This window comes from Bradyrhizobium sp. SEMIA (assembly GCF_014844175.1).
GTDB lineage: Bacteria > Pseudomonadota > Alphaproteobacteria > Rhizobiales > Xanthobacteraceae > Bradyrhizobium > Bradyrhizobium arachidis.
On the sequence record NZ_CP046601.1, the window covers coordinates 8,540,309 to 8,554,546 of the forward strand.

Sequence of the window (14,238 nt, forward strand, 5' to 3'; positions counted from 1 at the left end):
ACGATGCCCGTCTATGACTATCTCTGCGATGATTGCGGTCCGTTCACCGACATGCGGCCGATGGCCGAATGCGACAACCCGCAGGACTGTCCGCGCTGCGAGATGGAATCGCCGCGTGTGATCCTCACCGCGCCGGCGTTCTTCTGCATGCCGGCCGACAAGCGCAAGGCGCACGCCACCAACGAGCGCAGCAAGCACGCGCCGAAGACGCTCGACCAGTACAAGGCCGCGCACGGTCCGGGCTGCGGCTGCTGCGGGACGGGCACCAAGAAGAAACCGGGACGGCTCGTCACCAAAAGCAAGAGCGGCGCCGTCGGCTTCCCGACCGCGCGGCCATGGATGATCAGCCACTGACGCTGCGAGCTGAAGAACTCAAACCAGAACAGAAGGGCGTTTCAAATGCTTCACGGTGACATCTCCTCCAGCAACGACGTGGTCGGTGTCGCGGTCGTCAATTACAAGATGCCGCGGCTGCACACCAAGGCCGAGGTGCTCGACAACGCCCGCAAGATCGCCGACATGGTCGTGGGCATGAAGCTCGGCCTGCCGGGCATGGACCTCGTCATCTTCCCGGAATATTCGACCCACGGCATCATGTACGACTCCAAGGAGATGTACGAGACCGCCTCGCAGGTGCCGGGCGAGGAGACCGCGATCTTTGCTGAAGCCTGCCGCAAGGCCAAGGTGTGGGGCGTATTCTCGCTGACCGGCGAGCGCCATGAGGAGCATCCGCACAAGGCTCCCTACAACACGCTGATCCTCATGAACGACAAGGGCGAGATCGTGCAGAAGTATCGCAAGATCATGCCTTGGGTGCCGATCGAGGGCTGGTATCCCGGCAATTGCACCTATGTCTCCGAAGGCCCCAAGGGCCTGAAGATCAGCCTGATCATCTGCGATGACGGCAACTATCCGGAGATCTGGCGCGACTGTGCGATGAAGGGCGCCGAGCTGATCGTGCGCTGCCAGGGCTATATGTATCCGGCCAAGGAGCAGCAGGTGATGATCTCCAAGGCGATGGCCTGGGCGAACAATGTCTATGTCGCGGTGGCCAACGCCGCGGGCTTTGACGGCGTCTACTCTTATTTCGGCCACTCCGCGATCGTCGGCTTTGATGGCCGTACGCTGGGCGAGACTGGCGAAGAGGAATACGGCATCCAGTACGCCGGCCTTTCGAAGAGCCTGATCCGCGATGCCCGCCGCAACAACCAGTCGCAGAACCATCTCTTCAAGCTCTTGCATCGCGGTTACACCGGCATGATCAATTCCGGCGAAAGCGCCAAAGGCCTCGCTGCCTGTCCCTACGATTTCTACGCGAAGTGGATCGCCGACCCCGAAGGGACACGCGACATGGTCGAGGCGATGACCCGCCCGATGGTCGGCACCGAGGAATGCCCGATCGACGGGATTCCGAACGAGAAGTCCGCGACGAATTACTAGATCATCTAGCGGCGGGCTTCGGCGAGCGCCGGGGAAATGAGGAAGTTTGCGCCGAGGTAATTGGTGACAACATCAACTCGAGTAGGTCGTCACAGCCACAGGACTTGCTTGCGGTAGGTCAGATCGTTGAGCAGCGGCGCGGCGGGGCCCTCATGGAACACGGCGCCGCGTTCCAGCGCAAAGACGCGGTCGGCCAGCGCCAGCACGAGGTCGAGATTATGCTCGACGATCACGATCGACATGTGTCGGCGGAGTGCGTCGAACACTTTGAACAGCTCCAGCGTCACGGCCGGGGCGAGACCTTCGAAGGGCTCGTCGAGCAGCAGCAGGCGGACATTGCCCGACATCGCGCGCGCGACCGCAACCATCTGCTGCTCGCCGCCGGAGAGATAGTCGGCCGCGACGTTCATGCGCTCCTTAAGGCGTGGGAAGTGGTGCAGGATCTGCTCCTCGTCCCAGACCACGCCGTCGCTGCCGTCGGTCTTGCGGGCGAGGCGGCCGAGCGCGAGGTTTTCCCGCACCGTCATACCGGCGAACAGGCCGCGTCCCTGCGGCACATAGCCGACGCCGCGCCGCGCGATATCGGGGGCGGGAAGGCGCGCGATGTCGGTGCCGCGATAGTCGATGCTGCCTGAGGCCGCCGGCACAAGCCCGGCGATGGATTTGAGCAGCGTCGACTTGCCGGCGCCGTTGCGGCCGAGCAGGGCGACGATCTCGCCTTCGCGCACATCGAGCGCGGCGTCGTTGAGGATATGGCTCTTGCCGTAAAAGGTATTGACGCCGTCGAGCCGCAGCACGGTCGCGTGGTCGCCGGCGTCCGCGTCGCTGCGGCGGTGCTCGACGGCGGGAATGCCCTTGCCGGTATAGATCTCCTGTACCCGCAGGTCGGCCCGCACCGCCTTGGGGCAGTCCGACATCAGGACTTCGCCCTGGTTCATCACTGTCACGACCTGCGAGAAGCCGAGCACGCGGTCGATGTCGTGCTCGACGATCAGCACCGGAATGTTGGCCGCGATGTTCTTGACCAGGTTGGAGACGCGCTCGCGTTCGGCCGCGGCAAGGCCGGCGAGCGGCTCGTCGAGCAGCAGCACCTGCGGCTTGGAGCCGAGCGCGATGCCGAGATCGACTAGCCGCTGCCCGCCATAGGAGAGCTCGCCGCCCTCGATCTCCTCGATGCCTTCGAGCCCGAGGAATTTCGTCAGCGCGGCGGTCTCGGCGTGAATGTCCTTGTAAGCGTCGATGTCGTTCCAGATGTTGAAGCGCATCGGCCGCCGCGCCTGCAGCGACAGGCGGAGGTTCTCGTAGATGGTCAGGCCGCGGAATAGATTGGTGATCTGAAACGAGCGCGCCAGCCCCTGATGGCAGATCAGATTGGCCGGCACACCGGCGATGTCGCGGCCCTGCAGGCGGATCGTGCCCTGGTCGGGCGCATAGAGGCCGGAGACCAGGTTGAACAGCGTGGTCTTGCCGGCGCCGTTCGGTCCGATCAGCGCGTGGATCTCGCCGGCCGCGACCGTGATGCTGGCATTCTCGACCGCGCGGATGCCGCCGAACTTTCGCGAGACGCCGCTGACCTCGAGCACGGTGCCCTTCAACGCCTCCGGCCGCAGGAAATCGGGCAGTGGCAGACCGTCATAGATCTTGCGCCGGCTCATCGCCGCCGTCTCTTCCGCGGGAGGACGAAGACGCCGCATGATCAGCGCGCCAATGCCGACGAGGCCGCCGGGCGAGTACATCACGAAGGCCACGAAGGTGAGGCCGAACCAGAACAGCCAGTCCGACGTCCAGATCGAGAACAGCTCGCGGAACAGAATGAAGAACAGCGCGCCGAGCGCAGGCCCGAGCAGGCTGCGCATGCCGCCGATCACGACCATCGCCAGCAACTCGCCGGCAAACGGGACCGAGACGGCTTCGGCCGAGACGAGATAGTTGAGGAAGCCGATCAGCGCGCCGGCAAGGCCGGTGACGACGGCCGAGATTACGAACACGGCCAGCTTGTAGCGTTCGACCGGATAGCCCTGGAAGCTCGCTCGCAGCTGGTTCTCGCGGATCGCGACCAGCACATGCCCGAACGGCGAGCGCACGAGCCGCATCAGCACATAGAGCGCGGCGAGCCCAATCGCCGCGACCACGATGTAATAGTTGAGCGCGCTGTCGAAGCTGACGGAGCCGATGCCACCGCGCTTCAACCCGCCGAGCCCGTCCTCGCCGCCGGTGAGGCTCGTCCAGCGGAAGGCGGTGGTATAGACCAGCGCGGCGAGCGCCAGGGTCAGCAGCGAGAAATAGACGCCGCGACGGCGCAGGATCAGCATGCCGATTACGGTCGACGCCATCGCGACCACGATCATCGATCCCAGCAGCGGCAGCCAGATCTCGCCGGGAAAGTATCGGAGCTGGATCAGGCCGGCAGCATAGGCGCCGATGCCGAACCAGGCGCTGTGGCCGAACGAGACGAGACCGGTATAGCCGATGCAGAGATTGAGCCCCATGGTCGCGATCGCGAGACCGACGATCCAGGTTCCGGTGTTCAAGGACAGGCCGACGGCTCTCAGAAAAAAGGGCAGGGCGATCACCGCGACGATCGCGATCAGCAGCGGCTTCAACCGGTCGATGGGCGAGGCGGTTCTCATTCGAATTTCTCGATACGCTCGCCAAGCAGGCCGCGCGGGCGCACCAGCAGCACCAGGAACATCAGGATGTAGATCGAGGCCTCGCCGGCGGCGGGCTCGAAGTGAATGGCGATACCGCGCACCACGCCGACGAGCAGCGCCGAGATGACGACGCCCCAGAAGCTGCCGAGGCCGCCGATCACGACGACGACGAAGGCGATCGTCATGATCTCCGCGCCCATCGCCGGGTGCACCGTGGTGATCGGCGCGAAGAAGGCGCCGCCGAGCGCTGCCATGCCGACGCCGAGCATCACGATCGCGGTCATGTAGGGCTGCAGTCGGATGCCGAGGGCTGCAACCATGTCCGGCCGCTGGATGCCGGCGCGCACCACGCGGCCGAACGAGGTCTTTTGCAGCAGCAGCCAGATTCCGAGCAGCACGGCGGCAACGACAGCGAGGATCAGCAGGCGATAGCGCGAGAACAGGAAGTCGCCGATGATGACCGAGCCGCGGAAGTTTTGCGGGATCTCGGTCGTAACAGGGGCGGCGCCCCAGATCATGCGGATCGCCTGCTCGGCGACCATCGCGAGGCCGAAGGTCACGAGCAGGCTCAGGATCGGATCAGCCGTGTAGAAGCGGCGCAGGATGAAGCGCTCGAACAGGATGCCGAGCAGGGCGACCGCGAACGGCGAGATCACCACGGAGGCGCCGAAGCCGAGGCGCTTGGTCAGCTCGACGCACACATAGGCACCTAACGCATAGAAGGCGCCGTGGGCGAGATTGACGATGCCGCCGACGGAGAAGATCAGCGACAGCCCGAGCGCGATGAGCAGGTAATAGCCTCCGAGCACGAGGCCATTCACCACCTGTTCCAGCAAGAACTCGAACTGCATGTTGCGCCCTTAGCTTTTGATGAAGAACGGCGCCGGCAGGGCCGGCGCCGTCGACGCCCATCGGCCGTGCCGCGCGGATGCGCGTCAGGCTTTCATCTCGCAGGGGTTCTGCTCTTTGGTCGGATAGATCGTCTCCAGCGGATCGTTCGCCGCCGGCACCGCATCGCCCAGCACCAGCATGTCCCACTGGTCCTTCATCTGGTCCTTTGGCTTGACCGAGAAGGGATAGGCCTCCTGCACCAGCTGGTGGTCCCAGCTGCGGAAATAAGCCTTGCGCGCCTTCATGATGTCGAACTGGCTCTGCTTCTCGAAATAGGCGATCAGCTCGCTACTGTCGGTCGACTTCGTCGTGTTGATCGCCTCCGCCAGCAGCTTGAGCGTGATGTACTCGATCCAGGCGTGGTTCTCCGGCGGCTTGCCGTACTTCTTGCTGAAGGCCGCGACGAAGGCCTGCGAGGCCGGATTGTTCAGCGTGTGGTACCAGACCGTCGGCCAGGTGCCGCTGAGGTTGCCCGCGCCCGCCGCCCAGGCGTCGCCGGTGTTGAGATTGAAGCCGACCAGTGGGTAGGGCAGGCCGAACTCGGCATATTGCTTGACGAGGTTGGTGACCTGGTTGCCGGCGAGGTTGCAGCAGACCACGTCGGGCTTTGCTTGCCGCACCTTGAGGAGGTAAGGGCTGAAGTCGGTGACGTCGGTCGCAATCAGCTCATCGCCGATCAGGTTCGCCTCATGCGCGCCGAAGAACGACTTTGCCGCCTTCAAGAGGTCATGACCGAAGATGTAGTCGGCGGTGAGCGTGAAGAACTTCTTGCCCTTCACCATGCCCTTCTGCGACAGCGCGGTGCCGACCGCGTTGACCATCACGGTGTTCGGGATGTCGCAGTGGAACGAGTATTTGTTGCAGTTCTTGCCGCGCAGCGCGTCCGAGCGCGCGCCGGTGGAGAAGAACACCTTCTTGTTGCGCTCGGCGACCTGCATGATGGTGAGCGAGGATGCCGACGAGATCTCGCCGAGCAGCACCACCGCGCCATCCTGCTCCAGCATACGCTGCGCCTTGGTGGCGGCGGTCGCCGGATTGATCGAGTCTTCCGAGAGCAGGTCGATCTGCTTGCCCAGGATGCCGCCGGAGGCGTTGATCTCCTCAGTCGCGAGCTTCACGCCCAGCTGGGCGTAGCTGCCGATCACGCCGAGAAAGCCGGTGAGCGGCGTCAGGTGTCCGATCCGGATCTTCTCGGCCTGTGCTCTGACGATCGCCGGAAACCCCAGTGTGGACGCGCCAACGAAGGCTGCGCCCGCCCGTAACAACGTCCGTCGCGGGTAGCGGATCATGTCTGTCTCCTCCCGGGTGCATCGTTCTCTCTTCCAAATCGAGTATCCGATATTGTGAGAGACATTTTTTTAATGCTGGAGGATAATCCCGAACGCCATCGCCGGTGTCAACCGGCAAAATCGCCGCTTCGCTTGCAGCTCAGGCTTTTTGCGAGAACGCCTTGTGCGCCCGGTCCTTGGCGCCGAATTCGGCCGATAGGCGGTCGGCGGCGGCCTGCACGATCTGCGCGCCGGCGTGCAGCGCCTGGTTGGAGAGCCGCCAGATCGGACCGGAAATGCCGAGCGCACCGATCACCTGCCCGGTGAAATCGGTCACGGGCACGGCCACGCATCGCACCTCGGGATTGAACTCGCCGTCGTCGAACGCAACGCCGGTGCGCTGGACCTCGGCGATCTCGCGCGCGAGCACGCCGGCATCGGTGATGGATTTCGGTGTCGACGGTTTGAGCTCTGCGCGCCCCAGGAACCGCTTGAACTGATCGGGACGGAGCGAGGCCAGGATGATCTTGCCGAGCGCGGTGCAATGCGCAGGCCGAACCACGCCGACACGGTCAGTGAGCTGGAACGCGCCGGGACCGCTGGTGCGCGCGATGACGATCACCGCATCGCCCATCCGCACGGCAAAATGGCTGCTTTCGCTGGTCTGGCGCGACAGCTCCTCAAGCACCGGGGTCGCGACATTGACCATCTCGATCTCGTCGAGCGCCGATGCGGCGAGCGCGAACAGCGGCCGTCCGATGCGGTAGCGCTTGTTATCCTTCTCCTGGCGGAGATAGCCTAGCGAGACCAAGGTCTTTGCCAGATGAAACGTGGTGGAGTTGTGCAGGCCGACCAGCTTGCTCAGCTCGGCAAGCCCGATACCCTCGCGATGGCGCGCGACCTGCTCGAGGATCGAGAAGGCGCGGCCGAGCGACTGAACGCCGCCGCTGCGCTGCTTGTCGTCGGCCTCGTCCTCGCCTTCGGCCCCGGGGGCAGGGACCAGTTTGGCAATCGCAGACTTGCGTGCGGTTGCAGGCTTTTCGCTCGTGCTGGGCTTGGTACGCGATCTCAAGGACAAGGCCCCCTTCAGGTTAAGTCCGTCATGACTCCATTGCTGCGACAGTAGCACGCAACGGCGCAACCGTCGGAGTTGAGGCTGCGCGTTTCCTCAAGTGAGTAGCCTATCACAATATAAATTGACGTACAGCATTATGAGAAATACTGTGCCGCGGCCCAGCGACGACCGCCATGTTCCCCGCATCGGTCCATAAGAAGTCGTGGGCCGGCAGGAGACGTTGATGTCGAAGAATATGCTCAATGGCGCCCAGGTCATTGTCGACTATCTGATCCAGGAGAAGGTGCCGCAGGTGTTCGGGCTCTGCGGCCACGGCAACATCCAGTTCATCGATGCGCTGTACGAGCGCTCGTCCGACATCAAGACGATCTCCGTGCACCACGAGAGCGTCGCCGGCTTCATGGCGGACGTCTATTACCGCGTCTCGGGAAAGCCGACTGCAACCTTCACCTCATGCGGTCCCGGCTCGGCGAACTTGCCGATCTCGCTCGCCAACGCCTTTCTCGATTCCGTGCCGTTCATGGCGATCACCGGCAACGTGCCGACCAGCCAGTTCAACCGCGGCGCGTTCCAGGAAATGTATCGGCACCACCAGGCCGACTTTCCGTCTACCGTGCGCACGATCTGCAAAAAGGTGTTTCAGCCGACGCGCGGCGAGATGGTGCCGCTCGCCGTGCGGCAGGCCTGGAAGACGATGGTCACGGGACGTCCCGGTCCCGTGGTGGTTGACGTGCCCTTCGATGTCTTCATGGAGTCTGCGGCCGAAGAGGCGCCCAAGGCGATCGAATGGAACGTCAACATCTCCAGCCGTTGCGGCGCCGATCCGGACGGCGTCGAGAAGGCGGTCGACATGCTGCTTTCGGCCGAACGGCCGGTGATGCTGGTCGGGCAGGGCGTGCGCTATGGCGGCGCGGCGGAGGAGTTGCGCAAGCTCGCCGAACGGCTTCAGATTCCTGTTGCGGCGTCAGCCAGCGGGCTCGGCGCACTCGACGTCAACCATCCGCTCGCGCTCGGCCTCGTCGCGCGGGCCGGCCACTACCAGGCCAACCACGCGACACGTCAGGCCGACGTGCTGCTCGCGCTCGGCGTTCGCTTCGACGACCGCACGTCGAGCTCGTGGATCCCCGGCTATTCCTTCACGATCCCGCCGACGAGATTGATCCATGTCGACATCGACCCCGAGGAGATCGGCCGCAACTATCCCGTCGCGCTCGGCCTGATGGCCGATGTGCGCACCTTCCTGCGCCAGGTCCATGCCGAGCTCGACCGCCGCGACAACCTCTTCAAGAAATCCGATGCACGCAAGAAATGGCTGATGCAAATCGACGGCTATCGCAAGGAGTGGGACAAGTTCGTCGCGCCCGGCTTCTCCGATGACTCGACGCCGATCAATCCGCAGCGCGCGGCGGCCGAGATCGACAAGGCGCTGCCGGATGACGCGATCCTCGTCTCCGACATCGGCGTGCATCACAACTGGCTGCTCGGCTTCTGCAAGCCGAAGCGGCCCGACTCGCTGATCGGCTCGATGGGGTTCGGCCCGATGGGTTTTGGCGTCGCCGGCGTGATGGGCGCGAAATTCGCCGCGCCCGATCGTCCCTGCGTGTCAGTATGCGGCGACGGCGCTTTCTTCATGCATGCCAACGTGCTCGGCACGGCGGTGGAATACAATCTGCCCGTGGTCTGGGTGGTCTGGAACAATTACGCCTATGCCTCGATCCGCGGTCTTCAGCGCGGCTATCTCGGTGGACGCGAGCTTGCGACCGACTTCAAGCATCCGGAGACGGGCGAGCGCTACAACCCTGACTTCGCGGCGATGGCGCGCTCCTGCGGTGTCGAGGGCGTGCGGGTCGATCGCGCCGGGGATCTTGGCGAAGCGATCCGCAAGGGCATCGCCGCCAACAGGCCTTATCTGATCGATGTCGACATCGCCGCCGACGTCAATCCGGCCGGCGCCGGCGTCTGGGAATTGCCGGGCCTCGGCCAGAGCAAGGCCGGCATCGGCACGCGCTTCCAGCCGGGCTGATCCAGATCGTCAATCAAAACGTATCGGGGAGATGAAAATGACGCTCGCAGGCAAGAAGGTCGTCGTGATCGGCGGCTCCTCAGGCATCGGCCTTGCCACGGCTGAGCTTGCGAAGGGAGAGGGCGCGGACGTCATCATCGCTTCGCGCAGTGCGGCAAAGCTCGATCCCGTCGCGGAGCGGCTCAAGGTGACGGCGATCCCGGCCGACGTGACCAACGATCAGAGCGTCGCTGACCTGTTCCGCCGCACCGGCCCGGTCGATCACGTCGTGCTGACGGCCGCGCAGCTTCGCACCGGACCATTCAAGACGGTCTCGATGGAGGATGTGCGCGGCACGATGGAAGGCAAATTCTGGGGCGCCTGGCGCGTGGCGCGCGAAGCGGAGATCCGGCCCGGCGGCTCGCTGACATTGGTCACCGGCTTTCTCAGCGTTCGCCCGCGGCCGAACTCGGCGATCATCAGTGCGGCCAATGGCGCGCTGGAGTCGCTGGCCCGTGCGCTCGCGCTCGAGCTTGCGCCGGTGCGGGTCAATGCGGTCTCGCCGGGCGTGGTCGATACGCCGATCCGCGCCGCGATGCCGGAAGCGGCGCGCAAGGAGATGCTGGCGAAGACGGCGGCCGCATTGCCGGTCGGCCGCGTCGGCGTGGCGGATGACATCGCCCGGCAAATCGCGAGCTTCATGTCCAACGGGTTTGCCACGGGGTCGATCGTCTATATCGACGGCGGCGCGCTCGTGAACTAGGGAGCAGGATGATGATTGAGGAAACTGGCGGCGCCTTCATCCGCAACATCGCCGAGGTGCCCTGGCGCGAATTTCCCAACCATTTCGGCGGCGCGCTGTCAAAGCCGCTGGTGATGCCGGAGACCGCAGGCTCGCGTCGCATCGACTACCGCATCTCGATGTACCAGCCGATGGCCTATGTCGCGCGGCATCATCACAAGGTGCAGGAGCAGGTCTATCACGTCCTCGACGGCGAGGGGCTGATGGAGATCGCTGGCAAGAAATATGTCGTGCGCAAGCACGACGTGATCTTTCTGCCGCCGGGCGTTGAGCATGCGATCTCGAATTCGGGCCTGACGGACTTGGTCTTTCTGGTAGTTACCTCACCCGTTACCGACGGTGAGGGGCCAATCTGACACAGGTGGTGAACGCATTTCCGGAACATGGACAGGCTCCAGCCCAACGAGGCTGCCGTTGACACAAAGCGAACCACCTTTGGTGCTCCTCGACGATCTTCCCTGGTTGTAGTTAGCCCAAATTGGCGGATGAGGGACTGCAGCGAGGGTTCAGGATTTTCAACCAGTTCGAAGGCGGAGCGCGCACGACGTGTGCACCGGGGGATCAGGAAAATTAATAAGGGCCAGCGAGGAAGTCGTTCTCTCTATTGATAAGACGCAAACTCGGGAAGTCAGGAAGCCGCGCGAGGGCAGGGCAAGCGCCGACGGCTCATCGCGATCTGCCCATATGCCGTGCCGCCTTCCTGAGCCGCGTGCCGCGATGAAGTGCAGAGAGCTGAGCCATTAGTGGCGCTTATGTCGCAAATTTTTACTTCCAATTTTACTTCGCAAAATCCTGTCCCTAGCCTCACGCGCAACTGATTACATCCGCAGCCGGTCAATGCCGATCGGCGAGCGTTCATCGTAACCAATGAGGGTTGCCATGTCTGACAGGGGTAAGGGGACATTCACTTCCGATCCGGCGGAAGCAGACGCGAGGCGTGCGAAAAAGCTGAGCCGGCGCACGCTGTTGAAGGGAGCGGCCGCAATCGCGGGCGCCGCTGCGGGATCGGATGCGATCCGTGGCTTTCCGACCATCTGGGCGCAGGAGATCAAGGATATCGAGCTGCGCCATGTTGGCGTGTCCTATTCGGTGGTGAAGGCGATCGGCGACCAGGCTGCCAAGGATCTCGGCTTCAAGGTGACGATGCAGAACCTCGACACTTCCGCTGCCATCAATCGCTTCATAAGCCAGCCTAATACGGTCGACATCGCCGACCTCGAGGGATGGCAGGCGAAGCTCGCTGCCAAGCGGGCGGTGATCCAGGGCATCGAGGTCAAGAAGATCAAGGAGTTCGACAACATCCTGCCGATCTTCACCAAGGGCGAGATCGACGGGCACAAGATCCCGCGCCAGGGCATCTCGCCCTATGAGGCGATGTACATCTCCAAGCCCGACTCCACCGACCTGCATGACGGCGTCACCGAATGGGCGACGTTTCTGCCGCAGGTCTACAACGCCGACTCTATCGGCTATCGGCCCGATCTGGTTGGTCATGAAGTGACCGAGTGGAAGGATCTGATCGATCCCAAGTTCAAGGGCAAGGCCGCGATCCTCGACGTGCCCGCGATCGGCATCATGGACGCCGCGCTCTGCTTTGAAAGCGCCGGGCTGATCAAGTACGGCAACAAGGGCAATATGACCAAGGAGGAGATCGATTTCACCTGCAACAAGCTGATCGAGCTGAAGAAGCAGGGCCAGTTCCGTGCGACCTGGACCACCTTCGACCAGTCGGTGCAGCTGATGGCGGCGGGCGAGGTGGTGATCCAGTCGATGTGGTCGCCGGCGGTCGCAGCCGTCCGCGTCAAGGAAATTCCCTGCGTCTACGCGCCTGTGAACGTCAAGAACGGCAAGGAAGGCTATCGCGGCTGGTGCAACGGCATGGGCCTGATGAAGCATCTCTCCGGCAAGAAGCTCGATGCGGCCTACGAATATCTCAACTGGTATCTGTCGGGCTGGCAGGGCGGCTTCGTCGCGCGCTACGGCTACTACAGCCCGGTGCCGTCGACCGCGAAGAAATTCCTCACGCCGGCCGAATGGGCATTCTGGTACGAGGGCCAGCCCGCGCCCGAAGTGGTCAACGATCCCTATGGCGTTGCGATGGAGAAGGCCGGCACCAAGCGCGACGGCGGCTCGTTCCTGGATCGCGTCAAGAACATCTCGTGCTGGAACACGCTGATGGACGAAGCCGCCTACATGAACAAGCGTTGGAACGACTTCAAGGTGGCCTGAAACCTGCTTTCCCTGACCTAAACAAGGGCGCCGGCGCCGTCACGCGCCGGTGCGACAAGACCGGCTTCGAGGCGTTCGCTGACATGCAGCCTAGTCCAAGTCCATCGCGCTCCAATCTCGCCGGCTGGCTTTATGTGTCGCCGCTGGTGCTGGTGCTGGTGCCGTTCTTCGTGGCGCCGATCCTGGTCGTGCTGGCCGCGAGCTTCTTCGCCACCGACGGCTTTGGCGGACTGACGCCGGGCTTCACGCTCGCAAGCTATGTCGAGGTGCTGCATTCGGCGCTGACGCTGAAACTGTATCTGGCGACCATCAAGTTCACGGTGCTGACCTGGGTCTTCACGCTGATCATCGGCTTCTTCGTCGCCTACTTCCTGGTGTTCCACGTTCGCAACCAGCTCTTGGCAATCGGCCTGTTCCTGCTGTGCACCGTGCCGTTCTGGACCTCGAACATCATCCGGATGATTTCCTGGATCCCGCTGCTCGGCAAGGAAGGTCTGATCAACCAGGCGCTGCTGGCGATGGGCGTGATCCGCCAGCCGCTGGAGGTTCTGCTGTTCTCCGACCTTGCGGTGGTCATCGCCTATGTCCACCAGCTCACGATCTTCATGATCGTGCCGATCTTCAACTCCATGGCGCGGATCGACAAGAAGCTGATCGAGGCCGCGATCGATGCCGGTGCCAGCCGCTTCGACATCATGCGCCTGATCGTGGTGCCGATGTCCAAGAGCGGCATCGCGCTCGGCACCATCTTCGTGGTCTCGATCGTGATGGGCGACTTCTTCGTGGTCAAGGTGATGTCCGGCGGCGGCTCGGCCTCCGTTGTCAGCGCCTTCTACGAGGACGTCGGCGTGCTGCAATATCCGACCGCGGCCGCGAGCGCGGTATTGCTCACGCTGGTGCTGGTCGCGATCGTCTCGCTGATCCTGCGCACCGTGGACATCCGGCAGGAGATCACGCGATGAGCGCCGTTCTCGCCGATATGCCTAAATCCGACCTGTCCAAGTCGGTCGCGCCTGCGACGACCAAGGCGATCGCGCCAAGCAAAGGCGGCCGGCCCTGGACGTTCTACCTGCTGGCGACGCTGTTCGGGCTCTACGTCGTCGCGCTCTACGGCCCGATGTTCTGCATCTACATCCTCTCGTTCCAGGACATCCGCGGCGGCCTGGTCTTCCCGATGAAGGGCCATTCGCTGCACTGGTTCGTCGATCTCTTCACCCAGGTGCGGACCGGCGACGTCAAGGGCTCGTTCGACCGCTCGATCAAGCTCGCGGTCATCGTCACCGTCATTACGGTGGTGGTATCATTCCTGGCCGGACTGGGCTTCCGCAGGCGTTTTCCCGGCGACACGTTCGTCTTCTACATGATGATCGGCAGCCTGGTTGCGCCCGGTCTCGTGCTCGGCCTCGGCACCGGGCTCCTGTTCCAGGCGCTCGGGCTGAATGCGAGCTGGTACACCTCGGCGCTCGGCGCCCAGCTGTCCTGGACGCTGCCGTTCGGCGTGCTCGTGATGTTCGCAGTGATGTCGCGCTTCAATCACGTCTGGGAGGAGGCGGCCTACGATCTCGGGGCCAGCCGCTGGCAGTCGATCTGGCTCGTAATGATCCCGGTGCTGGCGCCGGGCCTCGTCGCGGTCGCGCTGTTCGGCTTCACGCTGTCCTACGACGAGTTCGCGCGCAGCCTGCAGACCGCGGGCTCGCTGAACACGCTGCCGCTGGAAATCTGGAGCATGACGCTGAACGTCACCTCGCCCTCGCTCTACGCGCTCGGCACGGTGACCACCATCGTCTCCTTCATCGTCATCGGCGCCAGCCTCGGCACCATCGTGCTGATTCAGAAGAAGCGCGGCGGCCGGGCCGAAGGTTGAGCAGGGGTTGAGTCAG

General features: G+C 63.6%; 12 protein-coding genes. 8 read left to right on the top strand and 4 right to left on the bottom strand.

The annotated features are described in order from the left end of the window. Positions 1-3 precede the first annotated feature (3 nt). Positions 4-354, top strand: coding sequence for an FmdB family zinc ribbon protein (locus FOM02_RS40900; RefSeq protein ID WP_027557094.1), 351 nt, complete (start codon positions 4-6; stop codon positions 352-354). A gap of 45 nt (positions 355-399) precedes the next feature. Continuing rightward, on the top strand, positions 400-1,440 hold the full coding sequence (locus tag FOM02_RS40905; RefSeq protein WP_027557095.1) for an aliphatic amidase: 1,041 nt from the start codon (positions 400-402) through the stop codon (positions 1,438-1,440). A gap of 89 nt (positions 1,441-1,529) precedes the next feature. Here FOM02_RS40905 and FOM02_RS40910 read toward each other — a convergent pair whose 3' ends face one another. The 4 genes from FOM02_RS40910 to FOM02_RS40925 all read right to left on the bottom strand — a co-directional run bounded on the left by FOM02_RS40910 (position 1,530) and on the right by FOM02_RS40925 (position 7,322). Beyond that, positions 1,530-4,070, bottom strand: coding sequence for a branched-chain amino acid ABC transporter ATP-binding protein/permease (locus FOM02_RS40910; protein ID WP_027557096.1), 2,541 nt, complete (start codon positions 4,068-4,070; stop codon positions 1,530-1,532). Further along, a complete protein-coding gene (locus tag FOM02_RS40915) occupies positions 4,067-4,942 on the bottom strand; it encodes a branched-chain amino acid ABC transporter permease (RefSeq protein ID WP_027557097.1) in 876 nt (291 codons plus the stop codon). Before FOM02_RS40915 ends, FOM02_RS40910 begins: the two co-directional genes overlap by 4 nt. 84 nt (positions 4,943-5,026) lie before the next feature. After that, positions 5,027-6,271 carry an ABC transporter substrate-binding protein gene (locus FOM02_RS40920; protein WP_027557098.1) on the bottom strand — a complete coding sequence of 415 codons (1,245 nt, stop codon included), beginning with the start codon at positions 6,269-6,271 and terminating at the stop codon, positions 5,027-5,029. Between the two features lie 139 nt (positions 6,272-6,410). Continuing rightward, positions 6,411-7,322, bottom strand: a complete 912-nt coding sequence (locus FOM02_RS40925; RefSeq protein ID WP_245161729.1) for an IclR family transcriptional regulator — start codon at positions 7,320-7,322, stop codon at positions 6,411-6,413. A 226-nt stretch (positions 7,323-7,548) separates the two neighbouring features. On the opposite strand from FOM02_RS40925, the gene FOM02_RS40930 reads away from it, so the two are divergent. From FOM02_RS40930 to FOM02_RS40955, 6 genes are all read left to right on the top strand, one after another. Continuing rightward, on the top strand, positions 7,549-9,348 hold the full coding sequence (locus FOM02_RS40930) for a thiamine pyrophosphate-binding protein (protein ID WP_027557100.1): 1,800 nt from the start codon (positions 7,549-7,551) through the stop codon (positions 9,346-9,348). A 37-nt stretch (positions 9,349-9,385) separates the two neighbouring features. Next, positions 9,386-10,090: an SDR family oxidoreductase gene (locus FOM02_RS40935; RefSeq protein WP_051378482.1), complete on the top strand. Its 705-nt coding sequence runs from the start codon at positions 9,386-9,388 to the stop codon at positions 10,088-10,090. 11 nt (positions 10,091-10,101) lie between these two features. Then, positions 10,102-10,485 carry a cupin domain-containing protein gene (locus tag FOM02_RS40940; protein ID WP_051378480.1) on the top strand — a complete coding sequence of 128 codons (384 nt, stop codon included), beginning with the start codon at positions 10,102-10,104 and terminating at the stop codon, positions 10,483-10,485. A 523-nt stretch (positions 10,486-11,008) separates the two neighbouring features. Beyond that, positions 11,009-12,358 carry an ABC transporter substrate-binding protein gene (locus tag FOM02_RS40945; RefSeq protein WP_027557103.1) on the top strand — a complete coding sequence of 450 codons (1,350 nt, stop codon included), beginning with the start codon at positions 11,009-11,011 and terminating at the stop codon, positions 12,356-12,358. Between the two features lie 83 nt (positions 12,359-12,441). Next, complete coding sequence (locus FOM02_RS40950) at positions 12,442-13,320, top strand: ABC transporter permease (protein WP_027557104.1); 879 nt, start codon at positions 12,442-12,444, stop codon at positions 13,318-13,320. Beyond that, a complete protein-coding gene (locus FOM02_RS40955; protein ID WP_027557105.1) occupies positions 13,317-14,222 on the top strand; it encodes an ABC transporter permease in 906 nt (301 codons plus the stop codon). The genes FOM02_RS40950 and FOM02_RS40955 overlap by 4 nt, the downstream gene beginning before the upstream one ends. The last annotated feature ends 16 nt before the right edge of the window (positions 14,223-14,238 follow it).